General features: G+C 47.4%; 23 protein-coding genes. 8 read left to right on the top strand and 15 right to left on the bottom strand.

Features of this window, described 5'->3' with window-relative positions:
- Nucleotides 1-31: 31 nt before the first annotated feature.
- The 7 genes from BMZ28_RS01560 to lptF form a co-directional block, all read right to left on the bottom strand.
- Nucleotides 32-805: an SDR family NAD(P)-dependent oxidoreductase gene (locus BMZ28_RS01560; RefSeq protein WP_074820254.1), complete on the bottom strand. Its 774-nt coding sequence runs from the start codon at nt 803-805 to the stop codon at nt 32-34.
- A gap of 71 nt (nt 806-876) precedes the next feature.
- Complete coding sequence (locus BMZ28_RS01555; RefSeq protein ID WP_232036586.1) at nt 877-2,799, bottom strand: TRAP transporter large permease; 1,923 nt, start codon at nt 2,797-2,799, stop codon at nt 877-879.
- A gap of 106 nt (nt 2,800-2,905) precedes the next feature.
- The gene (locus BMZ28_RS01550; protein WP_074820253.1) at nt 2,906-3,943 is read right to left on the bottom strand and encodes a TRAP transporter substrate-binding protein; all 1,038 of its coding nucleotides are present in this window, start codon (nt 3,941-3,943) and stop codon (nt 2,906-2,908) included.
- 321 nt (nt 3,944-4,264) lie between these two features.
- Complete coding sequence (locus BMZ28_RS01545; protein ID WP_074820252.1) at nt 4,265-5,782, bottom strand: multicopper oxidase family protein; 1,518 nt, start codon at nt 5,780-5,782, stop codon at nt 4,265-4,267.
- Between the two features lie 154 nt (nt 5,783-5,936).
- On the bottom strand, nt 5,937-6,212 hold the full coding sequence (locus BMZ28_RS01540; protein ID WP_136655857.1) for a hypothetical protein: 276 nt from the start codon (nt 6,210-6,212) through the stop codon (nt 5,937-5,939).
- A 227-nt stretch (nt 6,213-6,439) separates the two neighbouring features.
- Nucleotides 6,440-7,516: an LPS export ABC transporter permease LptG gene (lptG, locus tag BMZ28_RS01535; RefSeq protein WP_047780012.1), complete on the bottom strand. Its 1,077-nt coding sequence runs from the start codon at nt 7,514-7,516 to the stop codon at nt 6,440-6,442.
- 2 nt (nt 7,517-7,518) lie between these two features.
- A complete protein-coding gene (gene lptF, locus BMZ28_RS01530) occupies nt 7,519-8,613 on the bottom strand; it encodes an LPS export ABC transporter permease LptF (protein ID WP_074820248.1) in 1,095 nt (364 codons plus the stop codon).
- A 238-nt stretch (nt 8,614-8,851) separates the two neighbouring features.
- Here lptF and pepA point away from each other — a divergent pair, with 238 nt between their 5' ends.
- From pepA to BMZ28_RS01515, 3 genes are all read left to right on the top strand, one after another.
- Nucleotides 8,852-10,363 carry a leucyl aminopeptidase gene (gene pepA / locus BMZ28_RS01525; protein ID WP_047780014.1) on the top strand — a complete coding sequence of 504 codons (1,512 nt, stop codon included), beginning with the start codon at nt 8,852-8,854 and terminating at the stop codon, nt 10,361-10,363.
- 139 nt (nt 10,364-10,502) lie between these two features.
- Complete coding sequence (locus tag BMZ28_RS01520; RefSeq protein ID WP_074820607.1) at nt 10,503-10,952, top strand: DNA polymerase III subunit chi; 450 nt, start codon at nt 10,503-10,505, stop codon at nt 10,950-10,952.
- A gap of 16 nt (nt 10,953-10,968) precedes the next feature.
- Nucleotides 10,969-13,824: a valine--tRNA ligase gene (locus tag BMZ28_RS01515; protein WP_074820247.1), complete on the top strand. Its 2,856-nt coding sequence runs from the start codon at nt 10,969-10,971 to the stop codon at nt 13,822-13,824.
- An 81-nt stretch (nt 13,825-13,905) separates the two neighbouring features.
- Here BMZ28_RS01515 and BMZ28_RS01510 read toward each other — a convergent pair whose 3' ends face one another.
- The 3 genes from BMZ28_RS01510 to rraB all read right to left on the bottom strand — a co-directional run bounded on the left by BMZ28_RS01510 (nt 13,906) and on the right by rraB (nt 15,776).
- Entirely contained in the window at nt 13,906-14,385 is a 480-nt protein-coding gene (locus tag BMZ28_RS01510) for a phosphatidylglycerophosphatase A family protein (RefSeq protein WP_074820604.1), read from the bottom strand.
- Nucleotides 14,386-14,467: 82 nt separating this feature from the next.
- Nucleotides 14,468-15,316 carry an aldo/keto reductase gene (locus tag BMZ28_RS01505; protein WP_074820245.1) on the bottom strand — a complete coding sequence of 283 codons (849 nt, stop codon included), beginning with the start codon at nt 15,314-15,316 and terminating at the stop codon, nt 14,468-14,470.
- A 25-nt stretch (nt 15,317-15,341) separates the two neighbouring features.
- Nucleotides 15,342-15,776 (bottom strand): ribonuclease E inhibitor RraB, encoded by a 435-nt coding sequence (rraB, locus tag BMZ28_RS01500; RefSeq protein ID WP_047780017.1) that lies wholly within the window; start codon nt 15,774-15,776, stop codon nt 15,342-15,344.
- A gap of 179 nt (nt 15,777-15,955) precedes the next feature.
- Here rraB and argF point away from each other — a divergent pair, with 179 nt between their 5' ends.
- A complete protein-coding gene (argF, locus tag BMZ28_RS01495) occupies nt 15,956-16,963 on the top strand; it encodes an ornithine carbamoyltransferase (protein WP_074820242.1) in 1,008 nt (335 codons plus the stop codon).
- Between the two features lie 68 nt (nt 16,964-17,031).
- Here argF and BMZ28_RS01490 read toward each other — a convergent pair whose 3' ends face one another.
- Nucleotides 17,032-17,502 carry a NanQ anomerase/TabA/YiaL family protein gene (locus tag BMZ28_RS01490; RefSeq protein WP_047780019.1) on the bottom strand — a complete coding sequence of 157 codons (471 nt, stop codon included), beginning with the start codon at nt 17,500-17,502 and terminating at the stop codon, nt 17,032-17,034.
- A gap of 255 nt (nt 17,503-17,757) precedes the next feature.
- Here BMZ28_RS01490 and ridA point away from each other — a divergent pair, with 255 nt between their 5' ends.
- A complete protein-coding gene (ridA, locus tag BMZ28_RS01485) occupies nt 17,758-18,144 on the top strand; it encodes a 2-iminobutanoate/2-iminopropanoate deaminase (protein ID WP_047780020.1) in 387 nt (128 codons plus the stop codon).
- Between the two features lie 78 nt (nt 18,145-18,222).
- Here ridA and BMZ28_RS01480 read toward each other — a convergent pair whose 3' ends face one another.
- A complete protein-coding gene (locus tag BMZ28_RS01480; RefSeq protein WP_074820239.1) occupies nt 18,223-19,218 on the bottom strand; it encodes a Gfo/Idh/MocA family protein in 996 nt (331 codons plus the stop codon).
- 139 nt (nt 19,219-19,357) lie between these two features.
- Nucleotides 19,358-20,413: a 16S rRNA (guanine(1207)-N(2))-methyltransferase RsmC gene (gene rsmC, locus BMZ28_RS01475; RefSeq protein WP_074820237.1), complete on the bottom strand. Its 1,056-nt coding sequence runs from the start codon at nt 20,411-20,413 to the stop codon at nt 19,358-19,360.
- Nucleotides 20,414-20,571: 158 nt separating this feature from the next.
- Between rsmC and BMZ28_RS01470 the strand changes: the two genes are divergently transcribed.
- Both BMZ28_RS01470 and rimI read left to right on the top strand, forming a co-directional pair.
- Entirely contained in the window at nt 20,572-21,003 is a 432-nt protein-coding gene (locus tag BMZ28_RS01470) for a DNA polymerase III subunit psi (protein WP_074820235.1), read from the top strand.
- Nucleotides 20,972-21,412, top strand: coding sequence for a ribosomal protein S18-alanine N-acetyltransferase (rimI, locus tag BMZ28_RS01465; protein WP_047780024.1), 441 nt, complete (start codon nt 20,972-20,974; stop codon nt 21,410-21,412). The genes BMZ28_RS01470 and rimI overlap by 32 nt, the downstream gene beginning before the upstream one ends.
- 352 nt (nt 21,413-21,764) lie before the next feature.
- On the opposite strand, the gene BMZ28_RS01460 is transcribed toward rimI, so the two are convergent.
- Entirely contained in the window at nt 21,765-22,079 is a 315-nt protein-coding gene (locus tag BMZ28_RS01460) for a BON domain-containing protein (RefSeq protein ID WP_047780026.1), read from the bottom strand.
- A gap of 455 nt (nt 22,080-22,534) precedes the next feature.
- Nucleotides 22,535-22,936, bottom strand: a complete 402-nt coding sequence (locus BMZ28_RS01455; RefSeq protein ID WP_074820233.1) for a helix-turn-helix domain-containing protein — start codon at nt 22,934-22,936, stop codon at nt 22,535-22,537.
- A 113-nt stretch (nt 22,937-23,049) separates the two neighbouring features.
- Here BMZ28_RS01455 and BMZ28_RS01450 point away from each other — a divergent pair, with 113 nt between their 5' ends.
- Nucleotides 23,050-23,550 (top strand): DUF2938 domain-containing protein, encoded by a 501-nt coding sequence (locus BMZ28_RS01450; protein ID WP_074820602.1) that lies wholly within the window; start codon nt 23,050-23,052, stop codon nt 23,548-23,550.
- Nucleotides 23,551-23,701: the final 151 nt, after the last annotated feature.

The following is a 23,701-nucleotide window of genomic DNA, read 5'->3' as shown; positions in this document are numbered from 1 at the left end:
TTATAACTCAACGGTCGGGACAATGTGATGGCTATGGTGCCATCTGGCCGCCGTTTACGTCGACAATTTGGCCGGTGATATAGCCGCTGAAGGCGTGCGTTGCTAAAAACAGATAGGTTGGTGCCACTTCTTCACTGGTTCCAAAACGCCCCATCGGGATTGAATTACGCATAGTAGCAAGTACTTCTTCACTCTTACCGTGATGGAAGGCGGTATCAATGCTGCCGGGAGAAACGATATTGAAACGAATATTGTCTTTAGTAAACTCTTTAACCCAGTTACGGTGAATGTTATGAACCCAGGCTTTAGCGCTGCCGTAGATGCCTGCGCCAATTCCGGCACCGTCGCGCCCGGCAATAGAACCGGTACTGAGTACCGTGCTAGTGATACCGCTGGTTTTAGCGGCTTCCCGCAGGTGTGGAATGGCGAATTTGGTGGTCATCAGTAGCGAGCGCACATTGAGATCCATCACTTTGTCATAAAACTCATCGTCGATATTTTCCAGATTGCTGCGACCACCGAGGCCACCAGCGTTGTTAATCAATACATCCATACCACCAAAGCGATGAACGAAATCATTGACCAGTTTTTCACAGTTGGCGGATTGAGTGAGATCGGCAGGGAAAATGGCATACTCACCCGGTAGTTTATCCAGCTCGGTTAATGTTGTTTGGCTTAGAACGGTGGACAGCCCGTTGATACCAACTTGAGCGCCATATTGTAAAAACAGTTTTGCGGTGGCCAATCCGATACCGGCGGTAGAGCCAGTGATCAGAACGCGTTTGCCGTTTAATTCATTTAACATGGGTAAACCTCTATTTTTTATTAACGTATTGAAAACATTTCTATTTGTTGATAACGCGGTATATTCCAGAACTAGTAGCCCATTATTCTTGGTAACCAAACGGTTATGATTGGCAGTAGCGCCACCACGATAATGCCGACCAATACCACCGCCAGATATTTTGCCATTGGCTTAATCACGTTCTTCATCTCTACACCGCAGATGGCGCAGGTGGTATAAAGCCCGAGGCCAATTGGTGGTGAGAACAAGCCAAAGCCCATGGCCAGAATCATCACGATGCCGAAGTGCAGCGGATCAAAGCCCAATTGGATAGCGATGGGCACTAAAATCGGGGCGAAAATAATCAACGCTGGCGCACCTTCCAGCACGGCACCAAAGATAATCAGAATCACGATAGTCAGTATCAGGAACAGCCATGCGCCGTAGCTGAAACCAATCGAGACCAGCAGTTCAGCGATCATTTGTGGGATCATCTGAATCGTTAGCACATAGGAGAGGCTGGTGGCACAGGCCACGATAAACAGCAGCACGCCAGACATGGCGGCAATATCCACAAACAGCTTAACCGTAGCCTTTAGCGTCAACTCACCAAAGGCTAATCGACCAACGACCAGCGCATAGACCACGGCAAAGGCGGAGATTTCGGTTGAAGTGGCAATACCTGCTACCACACCGCGACCGATCATCAGGATCATAATCAGGCCAACGGCTGCGCCTAACAGCAGCTGTTTACGTGGTCGCAGGATGGGGTAGGCTGCTGAGATATCAATCCGATGGCCAAAGATATTGGCAGCGATCAGTAACAGCACCAGTAGACAGGCGGCAGGAACCAGACCGGCGATAAACAGGGCACCGATAGAAATATTGGCGACAAAGCCCAGCACAATCAGGTTGACGCAGGGAGGAATGGTTTCAGCCATGACGGCGGAAGCGGCAAATACGCCAGCGGCTTCCTCTCCATCCTGCTTAGCGCGTCGCACTGCCGGCATGAGTACACCGCCGACGGCGGCAACATCGGCCAGTTTCGACCCAGAGATCCCGGAGAAGAAGGCCATGGCCAGCACGGTCGTCATATTCAGACCACCGCGGAATTTGCCCATGCCGCGTACAATCAACTCTACCAGACGGGTCGACATCCCATTGACTTCCATCGCTGCTCCAGCCAACAAGAAAAAGGGGATAGCCAGTAAAACAAAGTGGTCAACGCCAGCGGCAACCTGCTGGGAAAAGAACACAAATGGTAAAGAGGGATCGCAAATAAAGAACACCATGGCTGACATACCCAGAGTGAAGGCAATAGGCACCCCGGCCAAAATACCGACCACAAAGCAGAACAGCATTAGAATAGCGGCAGCGGAAGACGGATCGTTCATTAGCGATAACTTGATGTAGCCTGCCACGGCCAAACCGGCGATAACCAGTGCGCTGATCAGTACCACTCGTGCTCTTTCACGGAAAGCGTGTTCCAATGCCGCAACCAGCATCACTGCGGAACCTATAAATACTGGTGCAACATAGATCACCTGTGGCAGACCGGTTTCAGTGGTTTGTAGCAGTGATGCTTCCACCAGACTAAAGCTCGATACGACTAAGCCAACGGAGACCAGAACCAGTATCCAGCGACTGGCATGCACCACGTAAGGGCGCGCATAGTCGGGCAGGAAGCGTAAAAACAGATCGACGCCAATATGGCCACCGCGTCCGGTGGAGGTGGCCACGCCAAAGAACACCAGAGCAATCATCAGGGCGCGAGCCACTTCTTCCGCCCAATGCAGCGGTGAGTGCAGCGCATAGCGCCAGATAACCGAAGTAAATACCACGACGACGTTGATAAACAGCACCAGAGCACCAGCGCCGGCGGTGATTTTTGTCAGACATCGACTGAGTTTGCTTAACACGATAATATCTTTGGATGGCATTTGAGGTTTGCTCTCCATCGCATCATGTGTCCCGTGCTGACCGATGTCTTTTTCGATAATCGAGGATTCGGACATAATGTACCTCTTGTTGGCGAAATAACGGCGCAGGCATGCTCGAAGCGATAGATATACGGTACATCTATGCCTGACCGTTGTTTCTTACATGACGGTGTTTGGTTAATTACTTATTTTCGGCAGCGGTAATATCATCAACGATGGCCTTAGTATTCGGATATTTAGCCATATAGCCCTTCCAGACCGATTGAACCTGTTGGCGGAAGTAATCTCGGTCGGTAGCCTTAAACACCACGCCCTTGGACTCGAGTTCCTTAATGGCTTTCTGCTCCATAGACTGTGACTGCTTTCTCTCGTAATCCGTGGCTTCTGCCGCGGCAGCCAGAACATCGGCGCGTAGCTCGGTCGGGATCCTTTCAAAAGAGGATTTATTCATGGCAATCATCACCGGGTTGTAGATGTGCTGGGTCAGAGTGGCATTTTTGGCTATTTCATAATATTTGCTGGCAAATACCGTGGCGGCATCGTGTTCTACACCGTCAATGACGCCCATTTGCAGGCCGGAGTAAACCTCACCACCGGGCATAGGAATCGCTACGGCTCCCATATGATTTAGGGTAGCGATGAAATTTGGTACCGGTAACACTCTAATTTTTAGATTTTTCAGGTCGTTCGGAGTATTGACTTCTTTTTTGGTATAAACGTTGCGAGCACCCAAGCTGTAGCCATAGCCGAGAACCATAACGTTGGCTTTATCCATCATCATATCGGACAGGGTTTTCCCTGGTTTTCCGTCCAACGCTCGGCCAACATGGTCATAGTCTTTAAACAGATAGCCTAAATCCAACACACCGACTTCCGGTACCAGTGTGGCCCAAATTGAGGTGCCAGAAATCATCATATTAATGGCACCAATGCGTACTTGTTGAGTGGCATCCGCCTCTTTACCGAGCATTCCATTAGGAAAATAGTTGAGTTTGATTTTGCCCTTGAGTTTGTCGTTAGCATCAATATTGTTTTGAAAACGCTGGTACCAGACATAGTGGGCTGAGTTTTCATCCGCCGGTAATGAGGAATAGACGCGTAAAGAAAGGGTCGGCGCAGCATGGGCAATATGGGTAACAGCGACGCCAGCAGACAGGGTTAACCCCAAGCAGGTACAGGTTATGATTTGGGGTAAAGAGCGATGAATTTTATGGTTCATGATAATTTACCTTTAGTCTTTATTTTATTGATTTATAAGTTTTATTTCTCTCTAAAGGTTTGTAGGGTCAGAGAGAGTGGTGCTGATTCTTTAATATTTTTGTGATGATAAAAATTCTTCTGTAACGTTTTAGTGAACCGTTACAGAAACATATAAGGAGACAGTCAATAATTCAACTGTTATTCGGGAAATTGATTGTTTTTTGACTGAACTGTGAGGTGAATCGAGAAAACGGCCGGAGGAATATTTCAATAACAGCTGAAAGAAAACCCCCGAGGATTATCCTTCGGGGGCTCTTTAATTTAACCAAACTGATGTCGGTTAAATCACATTTAACTGTCCCATCATGCCTAGCGTTTCATGTTCCAGAATATGGCAATGGTACATGCGCAGTCCTTTATGGTGTTGAGCTATTTTGATACGCACCCTCTCATAAGGTTTGAGGTTAATGGTATCTTTATGGCCGATGTATTCCGGTTGGTGAACTTGTCCATTGAGCTGATGGTTGATGATGGTAAATTGCGTTCCATGGATGTGGAAGTTGTGATCCATATGGGAGTTATTAAAGATTTCCCATTCTTCTACTTCACCTAATTTACTGGTGAGATCGATCCGATTCATATCATGCTTTTTACCATTAATCAGGAAATTCATACCTTTACCCATTTCCATGGTCTCGGTATATTCCAACTTCTTCACTGCGGTTGGTTGACCGAGGAGCGGTAATGCTCTCAACTGTTCTGGCAGGGTAGGTAGGCTATCCTGAGTCATCACAATAGAGGCCAGATCACGGGTGACTTCTTCCGGTACGTTGCCCATTTTGCCTCGATTGTAGGCCAGAGCCTTCAGGTTTTGTTGGGTCGATTTACGTGGAACGATAAGAATTTCTGCACGCTCTCCCGGGCTCAGTAGCAGTGACTTCACCTGATGTGGCTTCAGCAGCAGGCCGCCGTCGGTACCGATGACGTAGATATCGGCATCATTCAGGGCTAAATCCAGATAACGGCCGGAGCAGGCATTCCAGATACGTGCCCGAGTGGCTTGGTTCAGGGTAATTTGTGGCTTGGATGCGCCGTTAATCAGCACAAATTGGCCTTCGCGGCCGTTCATCCAGTCCATCATTGAGTTATCTGCAATTTGGCCATCGCTTGATAGTTTTAGATCGGACATCAACCAGTTTTGCACCGGAATGTGCGCCAGCGGATCCTGTTTAGGTTTGACGATAAATACGCCGGCCAGCCCACGAAATGCCTGTTCTGCCACGGTGTTATGACCGTGAGGATGGTACCAATATGTTCCGGCACAGCCTTCAGGTAAGGTGAACTTATAAGTGTGGGATGCGCCAGGTGCGATTTCATCCTGAGGATTACCGTCCTGATCGGGAGGAACTGGCAAACCATGCCAGTGTATGGTTGTTGCCTGAGGGAGCTCATTCTTGAGGGTAATTTCAACGGTGTCCCCTTCAAATACTTCAATCGCCGGGCCGGGAATTTGATCGTTATAGGCCCAGAATTCAGTATTGAGTTCCGGCGTAAGCTGTAATTTGACCGGTTTTGCCGTCAGGGTAGCGCTAAAATAATTAGACTGACTGCTGGTGTTAATCAGTTTCTTCAGATCGGGCAGCGGCAGGTTTTGAGGTAGAGCCGACTCAGGAAGCAGGCCACCACCGTGCATTTCGCCCATCTTCATATTACCCATATTATGGCCTGACATATTCATATTACCCATGTCGTGACCAGCCATATTGCCCCCCATATTGTGGGTTTGGGCGATGACTCGGGTAGCGGCAAGGGTACCAACGGCGGCGGCCAGTTTTGTTAAGAAAATTCTACGGTTCATTATTTAATCCTCTCATCATATCCGCGTTATAAAGCGGATATGCATAACGCTCTCTGCTGAGCATTACGGTGCTGAAATCATCGAGCTATTATTGGCACAGCCAAATTTTGGTTGTGCTCCAGCTCAGTCATTTTTCACTGCTGCTAAATTGAGTTTAGACCAGATGATTTCTGGGAGGATGGGGTTCGGGCTGAGGTGATAGTGACAGCCAACGGTTAAACAGGGTGTTATAGGATTCATGACCAACGGACTTGGCCACCGATAGGGTGATTGAGGGAATAACGGAAAAACACAGCATACATACGCAGTGAGAAGTACTCATACAGTGCTCAGCGGCGGTGTCTGGCTGTTGTTGGGTTACCGAATGATGTTCTTCTGATGCTGCGGAAACTGAAACCGGCGCTGAACATGCATCATGATTTGCTGACATCGCGAAACCGGGCGCGCTAATCAGCACCGCCAGTATTAGAAATAGTCTTTGCAGCAAACGTAAATTCATGATGATTGTATGAAACTGTCCTTACTTCGTGAGTCAGTTATTCAGGCATGTTAACTGTGGAATAATTAAGTTTCAATCGAGTTTAACATTCTTTAATAATCTGCAGATTATTAAAATTATGGCAGCCCTGAAGGCTGCCATATACCGAATGCCAATGTTTAACGCTTCTGCTTAAGCAGGAACAGACTAATCATCAGGAACAGCAGGCTTGGCAAGAGTGCACCAATCATTGGCGGTACGCTATAAACCAGACTGAGTGGCCCGAATATTTGGTCGAGTACATAAAAGATAAAGCCAAAACTGATGCCAGTAACCACTCGGATTCCCATCGGAACGCTGCGTAACGGGCCAAAAATAAACGACAGGGCCATTAGCATCATCACGGCAACAGAGATAGGGGAGAAAATCTTATTCCAGAAAATCAGCCAATAGCGGTTGGCTTCCTGACCACTCTGCTTCAGGTAACGACTATATTCATACAGACCCGAGGCAGAAAGGGATTCCGGGTTCATGGCAACAACGCCGAGTTTGTCCGGGCTGAGGCTGGTTTTCCACTCTTCATTCAGGGTTTGGCTACCAACAATTTTGTTGGGCTGGGTCAGGTCGGACTGATCGACCTGAGAGAGTATCCAGGTCTTATTGTCTTTATCGTAGATAGCGGAACCCGCATAGCGCACGGTCAGTAACCTACGTTGTTTATCAAATTGATAAATGCTGACGCCGGACAGCTCGTCTTCTTTAACCACGCTCTGAATATAAATGAATTCGTTATTGTCTTTCGCCCATATGCCATCGCGAGTGGATAACAGAGAACTGCCATACATCATTTGCGCCCGCATATTACGAGCGGCCTGTTCACCGGCTGGTGCGACCCATTCACCAATGGCCATAGTCAGCAGCACCAGTGGAATGGCGGTTTTCATCACCGCGGAAGCCACCTGCATACGAGTAAAGCCGGAAGCTTCCATGACCACTAACTCGCTGCGAGTCGCCAGTGCACCTAAACCAAGCAGGGCACCCAGCAAGGCGGCCATGGGAAAGAAGGTTTCAATGTCTTTGGGCACGCTGAGTAAGGTATATAAACCGGCTCCCAGAGCGTCGTAATCCCCGCGACCGGTTTTTCTCAGCTGTTCGACAAATTTAATAATCCCGGACAGGCTAACCAGTAAGAACAGGGTGCTCATAATGGTATTGAAAATAGTACGGCCAATATAACGGTCTAATACGCTAAACATAATTAAGCCGCTCCTCTCAGCCGCGCGCGTATACGGCGTGACGGAATGCTATCCCACAGGTTTAATAGAATGCCAATCGCCAGATAGGAGAGATTCACTACCCATACCCACATCATAGGATCAATTTTTCCTCTACTGGCGTTTGATCTAATCGAACTTTGCAGTAAGAAATAGATCAGGTATAGCAGCATCGCTGGCAGCATACTGACTACGCGTCCTTGACGCGGATTCACTTCGCTTAGCGGCACCACCAAGAAAGCCATTAACGGTACCGAGATAATCAGCGTCAGGCGCCAGTTCAGCTCGGCTTTAGCCTGATGGCTGTCGGTTGTCATTAAAGAGGCGAAACTGGCCTGATCGACATCGGTATCGTCGAGAGCCGCTTCCTGATGGCCGATAACCGCCTGATACTGGTTAAAATCAGTAACGCGGAAATCCCGTAGCATGGCGGTACCTTCGTAGCGGGTACCGGTATCTAAAAAGATACGCTGGGCACCGTTAGGATCTTCAACGATATGCCCTTTATCCGCGACGACCACGGAAGGGCGTTGATTGCCGGAGGTACGCAACTGAGCCAAAAATACGTTGGTAAACTTATTGCCTTCGACGTTACCCACAAATAGCACGGCATTGCCGTCTTTAGATGGCTGGAACTGGCCTTCAACCAGCGCTCCAAGACTTGGGTTAGCTTTGGCTTCAGCCAGAATTTTCTCTTGGTTAGCGGCAGATATTGGCCCCAACCAGATTGAGTTCACGCCAGCCACAATACCGGTAAACAGGGAGAGCATTAGCGCTGAAATCAGCAGCACATTTTTACTCAACCCACAGGCATACATGACGGTGATTTCACTTTCTGCATACAGCTTGCTAAAGGTCATCAAAATGGCTAAAAACAGGCTAAGGGGTAGTATTAACTGGGCCATCTCGGGAATACCGAGACCAAGCAAAGAGAACACTAAATTTGTCGGGATGTCTCCCTCAACGGCCATCGACAAAATGCGAACCAGCTTCTGACAGAAAAAGATCAGTAGCAGGATAAACAGGATTGCGATTTGACTTTTGAAGGTCTCGCGGATCAGATATCTAATGATTATCAAGTTAATTACGCCTGTGAAAACTTGTTTTTTTACAGGAAAGCCGATACTTTCATCGTTAATTCGCCATTTTTACTAACATCTACCATAATGGCAGCCAATATTTGCTAATAATAGTATTAATGAGTAGAAATATTAACACTATTTGTGTTGCGCTAATAAAAATCGCAAGGGGCGTTATGGAATGCTCTATTTTATCCATAATTTGCCTACCTTGTCTCTTTAAGATTCAGGAGAGTGCATGGAGTTCAGTGTAAAAAGTGGTAGCCCGGAAAAACAACGTAGCGCCTGTATCGTCGTCGGTGTTTTTGAACCTCGTCGTCTGTCACCCATTGCTGAACAGCTGGATAAGATCAGCGATGGCTATATTAGTGCGCTTCTGCGTCGCGGCGAACTAGAGGGTAAAGTTGGTCAAACTTTGTTGTTACACCATGTACCAAACATATTGTCAGAAAGAATTTTACTTATTGGCTGTGGTAAAGAGCGTGAGCTTGATGAGCGCCAATATAAGCAAGTGGTGCAGAAAACCATCAATACGTTGAACGATACCGGTTCCATGGAAGCGGTCTGTTTTCTGACGGAGCTGCACGTTAAAGGGCGTAATACCTATTGGAATGTGCGTCAGGCAGTTGAAACCACTAAAGAAGCGCTTTATACGTTTGATCAGTTAAAGAGCAATAAAGTTGAGCCCCGTCGCCCATTGCGCAAAATGGTGCTGAGCGTGCCAACCCGCCGTGAGTTAACCTGCGGTGAGCGTGCCATTCAGCACGGTTTGGCCATTTCTGCCGGTATTAAAGCGGCGAAAGACTTGGGTAACATGCCGCCAAATATCTGTAATGCCGCGTATTTGTCTTCTCAGGCACGTCAACTGGCGGATGCTTTCAGTGAAAATATTGTTACCCGAGTGATCGGTGAACAGCAGATGAAAGAGCTGGGAATGAATGCTTATCTTGCCGTAGGGCAAGGTTCTCAGAATGAATCGCTGATGTCGGTGATCGAGTATAAAGGTAATCCGGTTGCGGATGCCAAACCGATTGTCTTAGTGGGCAAAGGGTTAACCTTTGATTCTGGTGGTATCTCTATCAAGCCAGCTGAAGGCATGGATGAGATGAAATACGATATGTGTGGCGCCGCTTCGGTTTATGGTGTGATGCGCGCCGCAGCGGAACTGAAACTGCCGTTAAACATTATTGGTGTGATGGCCGGCTGTGAAAATATGCCGGGTGGTCGGGCTTATCGCCCGGGAGATGTATTAACCACCATGTCAGGTCAAACGGTAGAAGTGCTGAATACCGATGCGGAAGGGCGTCTGGTGCTGTGTGACGTATTAACCTATGTCGAACGTTTTGAGCCCGACGTGGTTATCGATGTAGCCACCCTGACCGGAGCCTGTATTATTGCCTTGGGTCATCAAATCACCGGCTTGATGTCGAATCATAATCCTCTGGCGACTGAGCTGGTGGGGGCATCTGAGCAGGCGGGCGATCGGGCATGGCGTTTACCGCTGGGTGACGAGTACCAAGAACAGCTAGAATCGAATTTTGCCGATATGGCTAACATTGGTGGTCGTCCAGCTGGTGCCATTACTGCTGGCTGCTTCCTGTCACGGTTTACCCGTAAATACAGCTGGGCGCACCTGGATATCGCCGGTACCGCATGGCGTTCAGGTAAAGCTAAAGGCGCGACCGGTCGTCCAGTGGCGCTATTGACTCAGTTCCTGCTTAATCGTGCGGGTCAAAGCTACGAAGAGTAATCGCCTGAGCTTGATAAGGTATCATCCTTATTTCTGCCGCTCGGGCAACATGCTATGATAACGTCACTTTATGTGATGAGTCAGGGGCACGCATTGCGTGCCCCTAGCCATTAAATCGAAACGCTATCCGACGGTTATGATGAAGAACGCGACATTTTATCTGCTTGACCACAATAACACGTCCGACGGGCTGTCTTTCTGTGAGGCTCTGGCCTGTACCGTTGCCGCTGAACGTTGGCGTGCGGGTAAACGGGTGTTGATTGCCTGCGATACTCAGCAGCAGGCGGAGCAGTTGGATGAAGCTTTATGGCAACGGGATACCGAACAGTTTGTTCCCCATAATTTGGCCGGAGAAGGGCCGAAGTATGGCGCTCCGGTTGAACTCTGCTGGCCCGGTAAGCGCAGTAATGCACCGAGGGATCTGTTGATTAATCTACAGGTTCAGTTTCCGGATTTTGCCACTGCTTTCTATGAAGTGATAGACTTTGTGCCACACGAAGATACGCTGAAGCAGCTGGCGCGTGAACGCTATAAAATTTACCGCAGCGTCGGTTTTAATCTGTCTACGGCAACGCCGCCAACCATTTGAATGATATAAAAAGACCATGGAAAAAACATACAACCCGCAAGAGATTGAACAGTCCCTTTATCAGCATTGGGAAGAGAGCGGCTACTTTAAGCCGCATGGCGATACCAGCAAAGAGAGCTATTGTATCGTTATTCCTCCTCCCAATGTGACCGGTAGCCTGCATATGGGCCACGCATTCCAACAAACTATTATGGATGCGATGATTCGTTATCAGCGTATGCAGGGTAAAAATACCCTGTGGCAAGCAGGTACCGACCATGCGGGAATCGCCACTCAAATGGTGGTTGAGCGAAAAATTGCGGCGGAAGAGAATAAAACTCGCCATGACTATGGTCGCGAAGCCTTTATTGACAAAATTTGGCAGTGGAAAGCGGAGTCCGGCGGCACCATTACCCGTCAGATGCGTCGCCTTGGCGCTTCTGTAGATTGGGATCGCGAGCGCTTTACCATGGATGAAAGTTTGTCCAACGCGGTAAAAGAGGTTTTCGTTCGTCTGCATAAAGAAAACCTGATTTACCGTGGTAAGCGTTTGGTTAACTGGGATCCAAAATTACGTACCGCTATTTCCGATCTGGAAGTGGAAAACCGTGAAACCAAAGGTTCGATGTGGCATCTGCGTTATCCGTTAGCGGACGGCGTTAAGACGGCCGAAGGTAAAGACTATTTGGTAGTCGCCACCACGCGTCCGGAAACGGTGCTGGGCGATACCGGTGTTGCGGTTAACCCGGAAGATCCACGCTATAAAGATCTGATTGGCAAATATGTGGTGTTACCGCTGGTGAATCGCCGTATTCCGATTGTTGGCGATGAACATGCCGATATGGAAAAAGGCACTGGTTGCGTAAAAATCACTCCAGCTCATGACTTTAATGACTATGAAGTTGGTCGCCGCCATAGCTTACCAATGATCAATATTCTGACCTTTGACGGTGATATCCGCCAGAGCGCAGAAATTTTTGATACCAACGGTAAGCCAAGTGAAGACTACGCGGATGAATTACCCGCTGATCTGCGCAGTCTGGAGCGTTTTGCTGCTCGTAAGGCAGTGGTTGCTGCTTTCGATGCTCAGGGTTTGCTGGAAGAAATTAAACCTCACGATTTAACGGTGCCTTACGGCGATCGCGGTGGTGTGGTGATTGAGCCGATGTTGACCGATCAGTGGTATGTGCGTACTGCACCGCTGGCTAAAGTGGCTATTGAAGCGGTTGAGAACGGCGATATTCAGTTCGTTCCTAAACAGTATGAGAATATGTACTTCTCCTGGATGCGTGATATTCAGGATTGGTGTATTTCCCGTCAGCTATGGTGGGGACACCGTATTCCAGCTTGGTATGACGCTGAAGGTAATGTTTACGTTGCCCGTAATGAAGAAGAAGTGCGTAAAGAAAACAATATCCCGGCAGATGTGGTGCTGACTCAGGATGAAGACGTATTGGATACTTGGTTCTCCTCTGGCCTGTGGACGTTCTCCACTTTAGGCTGGCCGGAAAATACCGAAGAACTGCGTACTTTCCATCCAACCAACGTATTGGTGAGTGGCTTCGATATTATCTTCTTCTGGATTGCCCGCATGATCATGTTGACCATGCACTTTATTAAAGATGAAGATGGCAAACCGCAAGTGCCATTTAAGAATGTGTATGTTACCGGTCTGATTCGCGATGACGAAGGCCAGAAGATGTCTAAATCTAAGGGTAACGTTATCGATCCGCTGGATATGATCGATGGTATTTCTTTGGATGGCCTGCTGGAAAAACGTACCGGTAATATGATGCAGCCGCAGCTGGCTGAGAAGATTCGTAAGCGCACCGAGAAGCAATTCCCGGGGGGTATTGAAGCTCACGGTACCGATGCATTGCGTTTCACCCTGACGGCGCTGGCTTCCACCGGTCGCGATATCAACTGGGATATGAAGCGTCTTGAAGGTTATCGTAACTTCTGTAACAAGCTGTGGAACGCCAGCCGCTTTGTACTGATGAATACAGAAGATCAGGATTGTGGTCAGAACGGCGGTGAAATAGTTCTTTCTCTGGCGGATCGTTGGATTCTGGCGGAGTTTAACCAGACAGTAAAAGCCTATCGCGAAGCGCTGGACGGTTATCGTTTCGATATGGCGGCGAACATTCTGTATGAATTCACCTGGAACCAGTTCTGTGACTGGTATCTGGAGCTGGCTAAGCCTGTGATGAATTCAGGTTCAGAAACGGAACTGCGTGGTACCCGTCATACGCTGGTGCACGTTCTGGAATCACTGTTGCGTTTGGCTCATCCGATTATTCCATTTATTACCGAAACCATTTGGCAGCGGATTAAACTGCTGAAGAACATTACTGCCGATACCATTATGCTGCAACCGATGCCGGAATATGAGGCTGCGTTGGCGGATGAAGCTGCACTAGCAGATCTGGAATGGATTAAGCAGGCGATTGTTGCGGTACGTAATATTCGTGCTGAAATGAATATCGCACCGAGCAAGCAGTTGGAAGTCTTGCTGCGCGATGCTACTCCGGCAGCACTGCGTCGTGTAGAGGAAAACGAAACCTTCATTAAAACGTTGGCGCGTTTATCTTCAATCACTATTTTACCTGCTGGTGATAAAGGTCCGGTTTCAGTAACCAAACTGGTTGAAGGTTCTGAGCTATTAATCCCGATGGCCGGTCTGGTGGATAAAGCCGCCGAGCTGGAACGCTTATCGAAAGAAGTGGCGCGTATTGAAGATGAAATTGCGCGTATCGAGAGCAAACTGGCGAACGAAGGCTTTGTTTCTCGAGCACCGGAAGCGGTAGTGGCAAAAGAGCGTGAAAGACTAACTAGCTATGCCGAAGATAAAGCGAAGCTGTTAGAGCAGAAAGCGACGATTGCTGCATTGTAGTTTTGGTTTTACTTAAGTTGAGAAGGCCGCCGTTAGGCGGCCTTCTTATTTCTAATCGATTAAGTGCTTGGGTTAATAAAACTAAATAACCCAATAAGCCAATTGAACTACGCCCAGTGCGGCTAGTCCCGCAGCCACATCATCCATCATCACGCCAAAACCGCCGGAGCAGTGTTTATCCAGCCAACCGATAGGGCCGGGCTTAAGGATATCGAAGAAGCGGAAGGCAACAAAAGCGGCGACCATCCACCATAAACCTTGAGGCAGGGCGATACAGGCGATCCACATACCGACAAACTCGTCCCAGACCAGAGCGCCATGATCTTCAACGCCGATAGCATTACCGGCGACCTGACAGGCCCAAACGCCAATCACGAAAGCGAAAACCAGAAACGCCAGATAGGCTGGCATCGAGAGTAGCTGTAGCAGGTAAAACAACGGGATTGCCGCCAGTGAACCGACAGTACCCGGAGCCTTGGGTGAAAGGCCTGAGCCGAAGCCCGTGGCAATCCAATGCAGCGGGTTAGTGAGTGACAGACGATGTAGTTCGGGTTTAATCATTATAGGCAATTCAGCAGTTTTATTGATTGGTGGCGGCCCGTTTGATTTGGGCCGCATCTGTTTTAGTTAACCGGGGAATAACTCAGAGCATTTCCAGCGGTTTTTTTCGGCTTGGTGGTGGAAAAGCGGTATCGAGCGTCACATAGTCTTCATGTTGCAGCTCAATGCTTAAGCTACCAATGTTCTCAACCATATGTTCAATGGTTGAGGCTTTGGGAATGGTAATGATGTTATGGTCGCGCAGTACCCAAGCCAGTGCAATTTGGGCAGCGGTAGCTTGATGACGCTTTGCCACTTCCGTTAATGCCGGATGTTCCAGCAAACGGGCCTGTTCTATGGGGGAGTAGGCCATGATTGGCATACTGTTGCTGCGGCACCACGGTAGCAGGTCATATTCAATGCCGCGGCGCGACAGGTTGTACAGAACCTGATTAACGGCAACCTGCTCATTTTCTGCCACGGTCATTAACTCATTCAGGTCATCAACATCAAAGTTGCTAACGCCCCATTGACCAATTTTCCCCTGCTCCACCAAGTCTTCCATGGCATTGGCGGTTTCTTCCAAAGGAATATGACCTCGCCAGTGCAGTAGATAGAGGTCGATATAGTCGGTGCCGAGACGTTTTAAACTGGCTTCACAGGCGGCGATAGTACCGGTGGAACTGGCATTACCGGGAAGCACTTTACTGACCAGAAACACGTCATCGCGGCGACCTTTAATGGCCGCACCAACCACTTTTTCCGCTCCTCCGTCAGCATACATTTCGGCGGTATCAATTAGCGTCAGACCGCGTTCGATACCGTGCTGTAGAGTGTGTATTTCGCGTTGGATATCGGAGCTGCGCTCCCCCATAAACCAGGTGCCTTGCCCGAAAACTGGGGTGTCATCCCCGCTGGGTAAAGCGATATAACGCATATGTTGTCTGGCCATGCAATCAACCTCCCGTTAATAAAAACTAATGGCGAGTTCCGTTATCTTCTTCATCAATCGGATGTTCATCATCGTCTTCATCATCATCGCTGCCGTTAGGGTCTTCATAGTAGGTACCCCAACCGTCGTAGTTAATGTCGAAGCGGTCTGCCAGCTTAATCAGCTGCTCGACCTGCTTATCGATGATCTCCGCATTCAGTGAAACCTCACTGATTACATCACAACACAGAACGATTAAACTGTCTTCGACTTCCAGCTCTTCCGGGTCGGTGACTTCATAACCCATTCTGAACGCTTCTATTGCTGCTTTTTCCAGCGCTGAGAAATCTTCTGCTGAAAAGTGATGCTCAATCGCATACAACGCATCTGGATCGCTCCCGTCTTCCAGCAGCTCTTCAATAATCAGTCGAGTTTCTTCGCGTTGCTCTTCCAACAAGGCATTCAGTTCGTCATTAGACATAATATTTTCTCACCTATGATAGTTAGTTAGCGTTATTCTCACACAGTGCAACCGGTAGCTCCACAGGAAAGGCAAAGTTTTCTTCACTGTTGGGTTGATTGTGAATATTAATTCATATAAATTGATTTTTAATTCAAATTTGTTTATCAAACACCACTCGGGTTTAGGGAGACTGCGTTATGTCCCAATTTTATCAGCGTCATTTGCTGCGGTTACTTGATTTTAGTCCAAATGAGATCTGTGCATTACTTTCACTATCATCCAAATTAAAAAAAGATAAGAAAAATGGTCGTGAGAAGCAAAAGCTGATGGGTAAGAATATTGCACTGATTTTTGAAAAAGACTCAACCCGCACACGTTGTGCGTTTGAGGTAGCAGCTTTCGATCAGGGGGCCAGAGTGACTTATCTTGGCCCGAGCGGCAGTCAGATCGGACATAAAGAGTCTATTAAAGATAGCGCCAGAGTATTGGGGCGCATGTACGATGGTATTCAATACCGTGGTTTTGGACAGCAAATAGTCGAGACGCTGGCGCAATATTCAGGGGTACCGGTGTGGAATGGGCTGACCAATGAGTTTCACCCAACGCAGATTTTGGCTGATTTATTAACCATGCAGGAACATTTACCGAATAAGGCGCTGTCGGATATGAAGCTGGCCTATTTGGGGGATGCCCGTAACAATATGGGCAACTCGTTATTGGAAGGTGCGGCCCTGATGGGTATAGATTTACGTTTAGTGGCCCCTAAAGCCTGCTGGCCGGAAGCTTCTTTGGTGGCTGAGTGCCAAAAGATCGCTGATACCACCGGTGCGAAACTGACCTTGACGGAAGATATCGGGCAGGGTGTTGATCAGGTTGACTATTTATATACCGATGTTTGGGTGTCGATGGGGGAGCCTAAAGAGGTGTGGCAAGAGCGTATTGCGTTGCTGAAAGCCTATCAGGTGAATCAACAGATGATTGAACTGACCCATAATCCGCAAGTGAAGTTTTTACACTGTTTACCGGCGTTTCATGACGATAAAACCACCATGGGTAAACAAATGGCTGAGCAGTATGGATTGCACGGTGGCATGGAAGTGACTGATGAGGTGTTTGAATCAGAGCACAGCATCGTATTCGATCAGGCAGAAAATCGCATGCATACCATTAAGGCTGTGATGGTTGCTTCGCTGGCTAAGTCTTAACAAGTAGGCCCCATTGCTTTATCCGTTACGATGGGCAAAGAGCGTGGGGCGACGTTAAGGTGGGTGTTTTACAGCGCACTCACCAGCATTTTGATGACGGCTTTGCGTACCAGCGCTGGTTTGCCCACGGCACATAATGGCTTATGAACTTCATTGGGATAGAACACCACAAAGTCACCCTCTTTTAAAATGATCTGTTTTTCTTGTTCACTTTCTCCAGCGGGTAAGAAAGCAATGTCTTTATCCGCCAGCCAGTTATCGGTGGGTTTGCCAGCCGGTAGGTTGCTAAATCCCATGCTTTCTTCGCCTTGCAGAACGATTTGAATATCCAGATAGCGTTGATGATATTCCGCTCGGCGGTTTTCAGCCGCTTCAGTGCTGTCATTGAAAATCAGAACGAAAACGTTATTGCCATCAATATCATGTTTGCCTAACGGCGTGTCAGGATGAATATTTTTCTTAATATATTCGATGGCGTCTTTTAGTTTGGCGGGCAGGTAAGGAACCAACTCCAGGTGGTGAATGTTTCCGGTAATCATAGGGACTCCTTTATGAAAATGAAAAGCTGTTTCATATTCTATAATGGCGGTTCAATAAATACATCGAGTTTTATCATGTACATCGCGACATTGGTCACGTTAGCTTGATATACAGCTGCATGGATCTCATTGGATTGACGTTGTTTGTCATTTTATGGTGCATCTTAGCGTAAGCGCCTTATAATAAGCGGCGTGATTGATTCGAAATACTTAAAAACAACATTGAAAAATAACAGGTAAAAATCAGGAGAATCCATGTCCCATATTATTCATACAGATAATGCACCGGCAGCCATTGGCCCATACGTACAGGGCGTTGATCTGGGCAGTATGGTTATTACTTCCGGTCAGATTCCGGTTGATCCTAAAACAGGTGATGTTGCTGATGATGTTGCCGCTCAGGCGCGCCAATCTTTAGAAAACGTAAAAGCCATTGTTGAAGCTGCTGGCCTGAAAGTGTCAGATATTGTGAAAACCACGGTATTCGTTAAAGATTTGAATGACTTTGGCACGGTTAATGCGACTTACGAAGCTTTCTTTACTGAACATAAAGCGCCATTCCCGGCTCGTTCATGCGTTGAAGTTGCACGCTTACCTAAAGATGTCAAAATAGAAATCGAAGCGATTGCGGTTCGTCGCTAATCGTTTTCTTTCTACTATAAGTAAGATTCCAAGGTTCAGATTTGGAATCTTACTGTCAGTTCCCCGCACTTATCGCCTTTAGTATTTATTCGCGACCGATGTATCTGCTGGAAATTTTACCCCAGTCAGGGCTCGTATGTTAGTTAACAAACGGGATGTACTGCGAGAAAGGGTCAGACCGGCATGATAGATTTCTTGGTTACGCACTAATTCAGCAAACACATCCGCTTCATAGTACATGGTATTTTCATGCTGTGGCTGTGATATCTCCTGCGGTTGTCCGCCGCGTGGGGTGAAGATGATGTTTCGACACTGCGAAATCTTATCTATCACCAAGGTTCCTTCTTCTCCCTGAATTTCGCTGGGAATATAAGAATCACTGATTTTTGAGTGGAACAATACCGCATCAAAACCGTTGTAGCTCATCCAAACGCTACCATGCCCATCTACGCCGGATTTTAACAGCGTGGCGCTGGCGTCCAGACTCATCGGTTCACCAAATAGCGCAATAGCGCTGGCCAGACAGTAATAACCAATATCCATAATTGAGCCATTAGAGAAGGCCGGATTGAAGGTATTCGGATTTTCTCCGTCCAAGTAGCGCTGGTAGCGTGATGAATACTGGCAATAATCAATAAAGACCTTACGTACTTTACCGAGCTGCGGGAGCGTTTGTTTTAGTATTGAAAAATTGGGCAGATAGGCGGTCTTAAATGCCTCAAATAAAACCACCTGATGTTTCAGGGCGCAGGCAATTAGACTTTCCATTTCCTGAATATGTGAGGTCATCGGTTTTTCACAAATAACGTGCTTGTTGTGCTGTAGCATCAACAGGGCTTGTGAATAGTGCAGGGAGTTTGGACTAGCAATGTACACCGCATCGATTTGGTCACAGTCGGCCAGTGCCTGTAGATCGTCAAAAAACAGCTCGGCCTGATTGGGTTTGCCAAAGTCATGAGCGGTGTTTAATGATCGGGAGTATACGGCGGTGAGTTTTAGCTTTCCTGTGGCATGGGCAGCATCAATAAACTGTTGAGTAATCCAGTTGGTACCAATAACGGCGAATCGAATCATAGGACAGTTCCTCGAAAGGAAAAGAAGGATATCTTATAGACTAGCACAGCTATTGTTGCAGATTCAGTTGGATAGCATTATTGGTAACAGACCTGCATGGTAGTGCAGGTCTGGGAACACCTAGTTTACTCGCTGACTTTTAGCGTCTACCTTTGGCTTTTTTATCTTTCGCTGGGCTGGATGGACGCGCCATTACTGATTGGTAAACCTTGAAACGTCCGGTTTGAGCCAACACTTCATGGCTGCCGAAAGTGGCATCCAGAATATCCGGATAAGGCAGGAATGCGTTGGCAACAATGCACAGGCGACCGCCCAATTGCAGATGTTTGGTTGCCCCACGGATCAGCGATTCAGCGGCACTCAAGTTGGTTTGCAATCCATCGTGAAACGGTGGGTTGGAAATAATGAAATCAAAGCGGCCTTTAATATCAGAGAACACATCGCTGGCGATGACTTTTCCTGATAAATCATTGGCAGCCAGCGTGGCTTTACTTGATTCAAGAGCAGCAGCGCTGACGTCACTTAATGTCAGTTCCAGTCCATCAACGCTTTTAGCCAGTATCATCGATAGCACACCGGCACCACAGCCAACATCCAGAACTTTGCCTTTGACATTATCCAGGACTGAAAGCAGCAGTTGGCTGCCGACATCCAGGCCATCACGGCTGAATACGCCGGGCAGGGTTTTAATCGGTAAATCATCCAGCGTATATTCATCCCACCACTTGGTCAGATCGAACTGAGCCTGACGTTCAGAGCGGAAATGGTAGAGGCTACAACGGCGTGCGCTGTCAATTTTAGCAATCGCGCCGAACTCCGCCAGTAAGGTTTCTGCGCTACGAACTCCACTGCGGTTTTCACCAACAATAAACAGCTCGGTGCCGACGGGGAGGAGGCTGAGCAGTGACTGAAGCTGGAATTGAGCTTCCTGCTTGCTTTTGGGCCAGTAAAAAATCAAGGTATCACAGCCAGCGGTGAGTTCTGGTTGTGGCAGTAGATTAAACTGCGCTTTGTCACCTAAAGTTCGGCTAAGCTGGCGCCAATGGTGATATTGGGTACAGTGAACCCGGATATCCTGCGCCTCAAGCTGACAGGCGAGGTCGTCTTGTAAATCACCGGCAAACAGCACCCGGCGTTGAGTAAATTCATCAGTGTGCCGTAGTATTACTTCACTAGCGGGGCATAAAACGGACATATTATTCTCCTGTGAAGCAACAAGCCGCTGCCTCAGATAGTATTCGGCCAGAATTATAGAGCTTTATTGGCGGAAGTTCGATGGGTTTGCTAGCATAGCGCGGCTTAACCGTGTAATTTCATCCTGGCGGCAAAGGTAAAGAGTAACAGCGGAGAACCATGGCAACATCACGACGTGACTGGCAACTGGAACAAATGGGCATCAAGCAGTATCAACTGCGGCGTCCAACGGCGCTTCATGGTGAAGTGGCTATTGTGATACCTGACACCATCAAGCTGGTTTTATTGTCCGAACAACTTCCCGCGTTATCATCGCCGTTGATGTTGGATATTTTACGCGCCATGCAGCTAACGTCGGAGCAGGTTTATGCTCTGATGCCTGAGCAGGCGATGATGATTCCAGAAAATATACGCTGTGTTTTGTGGCTGATCGGGTTGAATGAACCGCCGTCATTACCAACCGCGTTAGCTGAATTACCTTTATTGACCAGTCCTTCCTTGGCTGAATTGGCCAATGATCCTGATGCGAAGCGCATCCTATGGCAACAGATATGTCGTGATGAATACTATTTCTTCCCTCACTCCGAGTGATTTAACCTCGGTTTATCAAATTGAACTGGCTAGTCATGCTTTCCCCTGGACGGAAAAAACGCTGTTGAGTAATCAAGGGGAACGTTACCTTAACCTCAAATTGTGTGTTGATCAGGCTATTGCCGCTTTTGCTATTACTCAGGTGGTATTGGATGAAGCCACCCTGTTTAATATTGCGGTACACCCTGATTATCAGCGTAGAGGGATAGGGCGAGAATTATTGCAGGCTTTAATTGATCAATTGCTGGAGCGGAATGTGATGACGCTGTGGCTGGAAGTCAGGGCTTCAAATCACGCCGCTATTGAACTGTATCGTTCGTTTGATTTTAACGAAGTCACCGTGCGGAAAGGGTATTATCCAGCGGTGAACGGCAGGGAAGATGCCATTGTGATGGCTTTAACGTTGTAGTGATTAGTTGTAAATAGATAATAAAAAACGCCGATGACATTAAATCCATCGGTGTTTGATACCACAGACAAATATTTTCGAATCGGATTCAGTGAACATTTCGTCCGTAAAAAGAACGTCAGAATATTAGCTTTTCTTCACGGACGAGGAGGAATGTTTTTGAGTTCAACGGGCGTCAGGCCTAGGCTTCTTAGGGGCGCTCCGGCTGGCAAGCCAGCTACGACCCCAACAGAACCCTCTCCTTCCGTTTTGGTTAACGAGCCCATTCATATTTTAGAATTTTGTTATCAATCTGAAACGCCGATGATATTAAATCTATCGGCGTTTTTTATGGAGAAATATGACAAAGTCACTACTTAACGAGCAGTGAGTTTTCAACGGAATGGACGCCAACCACGGTTTTTGCTGCATTAACAGCGGCCTGAGCTTCTTCAGCGGAGCGAACAAAACCACTTAGCTGAACTTTACCTTTAAAGGTAGTGACGCTGATTTGAGTTGAACGAATATTTTTTTCACCTAACAGCGCAGTTTTAACTTTGGTGGTTAACACTGAGTCATCAATATAACCGCCGGTACCTTCGGTTTTAGCCGTTGGTGAACAACCTGCGACGGCTATAGTCATCACAATAGCGCCAAATAGGGTTGTTATTAACTTCGCAATCTTCATTCCCATACTCCTTAATGATTGATGAATATCTCTGGTGAAAACGGTTAATGAAAACCGTCGCGCTGGTTCATCCAATCTCCAATCTATTGGTGATATCGCGCTAAAAACACTCTCTTAATATAGAGATTAAATAGCTAGACGGCTAATTTTTTAGTGCTGACGGGTATCGTCAATGGGGATATAGGTTAATTGAGGAAGAGATGAAGAAAATATAGACGGTCTTATTCATCATGCTTGTCAGTTAAGAAAATGCAATCGGTGAGTTTTATCTTTTGACCTTTCTATTGAGCGCTGTCATTAAGCTTAACTGACAAGCGCTATAGTTATAGCGGGCTTTAATTCATCATAATCGGCATTTATCCGATGGCGTTATTTTGCCTGTTTTCTGTTTTAGCATGGGCGATAAACAAATTCTGTTTGGATAAAGAAAGAGGGCGACGGTGAATGCTCTTCTTTTATAGTGTGCTTTTTGTTCCAGCCGCTTTGAGCATCTTTTGAAATGCCGGGCATTGCATATGATTGGGAGCCGGACAGTTTGCCGCATGGTTTAATCCATCACGTATTGCACTAAGGCGCTGTATGGTTTTACCTATCTCGTTAGCTTTTGCCGCCAGCATTTCTCGATCGAGGGCCGGTTCCCCTTGTTGATTAAACATGCCAGCGATCTCCGTCAGAGAAAAACCGGCGGACTGACCTAAAGCGATCAGCGCCAGTCGTTGTAGTACATTCTCATGGTATTGCCGACGTAAACCTTTGCGGCCAATGGATTGAATTAGCCCCTTCTCTTCATAAAAACGCAGAGTTGAAGGGGGCAAACCACACTGTTTCGTCACTTGTGCAATATCCAGCTGTTTCATACTTGACCTCAAGTGAACTTTAAGTAGTAGGATGTTTGATACCTTACATTAGCCGAGGGGCAGATTAAACCAGCAGGATTGACTATTCTGTGTACTGCTGGATGCTGAATATTATGAATGACTTTATTGATATCTTAATACGCATCGTTTTTATTGGCGTTGGAGCCACTTTGTGTATGGATCTTTGGGCGCGAATACAGCGGGTTTTATGGGGTATTACGTCATTAGATTATGCGCTGGTCGGTCGTTGGCTTGGTTGGATAGCACGCGGTCGATTTTATCATACGACGATTCTGACCAGTGGCAGAATTACAGGTGAGCATATTATTGGTTGGGTCGCTCACTATTTGATTGGCGTCATGTTAGCCGCTCTACTAACTATTGTGGTCGGCTCGAAATGGCTCTATCAGCCAACGCTGATTCCAGCGCTCATTACTGGCATAGTCAGCGTAGTAGCGCCTTTTTTTGTTATGCAGCCGGCCTTTGGTTTTGGGATTGCTGCTGCAAAAACGCCAGCACCAAATATCGCTCGAATTCGTAGCATGATAACGCATTTGGTGTTTGGTTTAGGCATTTACCTAGCGGCGAAAGTATCGCTATGGCTATTAGGATAATATTTTGATGCAATAGGCGCTTTAAAGCCCGCAACGATTCCCGTTAGCGGGTTTTTAGTATCCTTTCGATTCTCATCTGTGTAAAATCCACCCCCATTGCACCCATTCGAACATGGTTTTATGTACACAGGTTTGTACATATCTGAGATTA

Origin of the sequence: Pragia fontium DSM 5563 = ATCC 49100 (assembly GCF_900112475.1) — a bacterium.
Taxonomy (GTDB): Bacteria; Pseudomonadota; Gammaproteobacteria; order Enterobacterales; family Enterobacteriaceae; genus Pragia; species Pragia fontium.
Note: the sequence above shows the minus strand (reverse complement) of the source record. Positions and strands in the feature narration are given on the sequence as shown.

What these genes read in the sequence shown, in the direction of transcription:
- BMZ28_RS01560 (WP_074820254.1), bottom strand. Translation starts at nt 805, where the DNA reads ATGTTAAATGAATTAAACGGCAAACGCGTTCTGATCACTGGCTCTACC.
- BMZ28_RS01555 (WP_232036586.1), bottom strand. Translation starts at nt 2,799, where the DNA reads ATGTCCGAATCCTCGATTATCGAAAAAGACATCGGTCAGCACGGGACA.
- BMZ28_RS01550 (WP_074820253.1), bottom strand. Translation starts at nt 3,943, where the DNA reads ATGAACCATAAAATTCATCGCTCTTTACCCCAAATCATAACCTGTACC.
- BMZ28_RS01545 (WP_074820252.1), bottom strand. Translation starts at nt 5,782, where the DNA reads ATGAACCGTAGAATTTTCTTAACAAAACTGGCCGCCGCCGTTGGTACC.
- BMZ28_RS01540 (WP_136655857.1), bottom strand. Translation starts at nt 6,212, where the DNA reads ATGTCAGCAAATCATGATGCATGTTCAGCGCCGGTTTCAGTTTCCGCA.
- lptG (WP_047780012.1), bottom strand. Translation starts at nt 7,516, where the DNA reads ATGTTTAGCGTATTAGACCGTTATATTGGCCGTACTATTTTCAATACC.
- pepA (WP_047780014.1), top strand. Translation starts at nt 8,852, where the DNA reads ATGGAGTTCAGTGTAAAAAGTGGTAGCCCGGAAAAACAACGTAGCGCC.
- BMZ28_RS01520 (WP_074820607.1), top strand. Translation starts at nt 10,503, where the DNA reads ATGAAGAACGCGACATTTTATCTGCTTGACCACAATAACACGTCCGAC.
- BMZ28_RS01515 (WP_074820247.1), top strand. Translation starts at nt 10,969, where the DNA reads ATGGAAAAAACATACAACCCGCAAGAGATTGAACAGTCCCTTTATCAG.
- BMZ28_RS01510 (WP_074820604.1), bottom strand. Translation starts at nt 14,385, where the DNA reads ATGATTAAACCCGAACTACATCGTCTGTCACTCACTAACCCGCTGCAT.
- BMZ28_RS01505 (WP_074820245.1), bottom strand. Translation starts at nt 15,316, where the DNA reads ATGGCCAGACAACATATGCGTTATATCGCTTTACCCAGCGGGGATGAC.
- rraB (WP_047780017.1), bottom strand. Translation starts at nt 15,776, where the DNA reads ATGTCTAATGACGAACTGAATGCCTTGTTGGAAGAGCAACGCGAAGAA.
- argF (WP_074820242.1), top strand. Translation starts at nt 15,956, where the DNA reads ATGTCCCAATTTTATCAGCGTCATTTGCTGCGGTTACTTGATTTTAGT.
- BMZ28_RS01490 (WP_047780019.1), bottom strand. Translation starts at nt 17,502, where the DNA reads ATGATTACCGGAAACATTCACCACCTGGAGTTGGTTCCTTACCTGCCC.
- ridA (WP_047780020.1), top strand. Translation starts at nt 17,758, where the DNA reads ATGTCCCATATTATTCATACAGATAATGCACCGGCAGCCATTGGCCCA.
- BMZ28_RS01480 (WP_074820239.1), bottom strand. Translation starts at nt 19,218, where the DNA reads ATGATTCGATTCGCCGTTATTGGTACCAACTGGATTACTCAACAGTTT.
- rsmC (WP_074820237.1), bottom strand. Translation starts at nt 20,413, where the DNA reads ATGTCCGTTTTATGCCCCGCTAGTGAAGTAATACTACGGCACACTGAT.
- BMZ28_RS01470 (WP_074820235.1), top strand. Translation starts at nt 20,572, where the DNA reads ATGGCAACATCACGACGTGACTGGCAACTGGAACAAATGGGCATCAAG.
- rimI (WP_047780024.1), top strand. Translation starts at nt 20,972, where the DNA reads ATGAATACTATTTCTTCCCTCACTCCGAGTGATTTAACCTCGGTTTAT.
- BMZ28_RS01460 (WP_047780026.1), bottom strand. Translation starts at nt 22,079, where the DNA reads ATGAAGATTGCGAAGTTAATAACAACCCTATTTGGCGCTATTGTGATG.
- BMZ28_RS01455 (WP_074820233.1), bottom strand. Translation starts at nt 22,936, where the DNA reads ATGAAACAGCTGGATATTGCACAAGTGACGAAACAGTGTGGTTTGCCC.
- BMZ28_RS01450 (WP_074820602.1), top strand. Translation starts at nt 23,050, where the DNA reads ATGAATGACTTTATTGATATCTTAATACGCATCGTTTTTATTGGCGTT.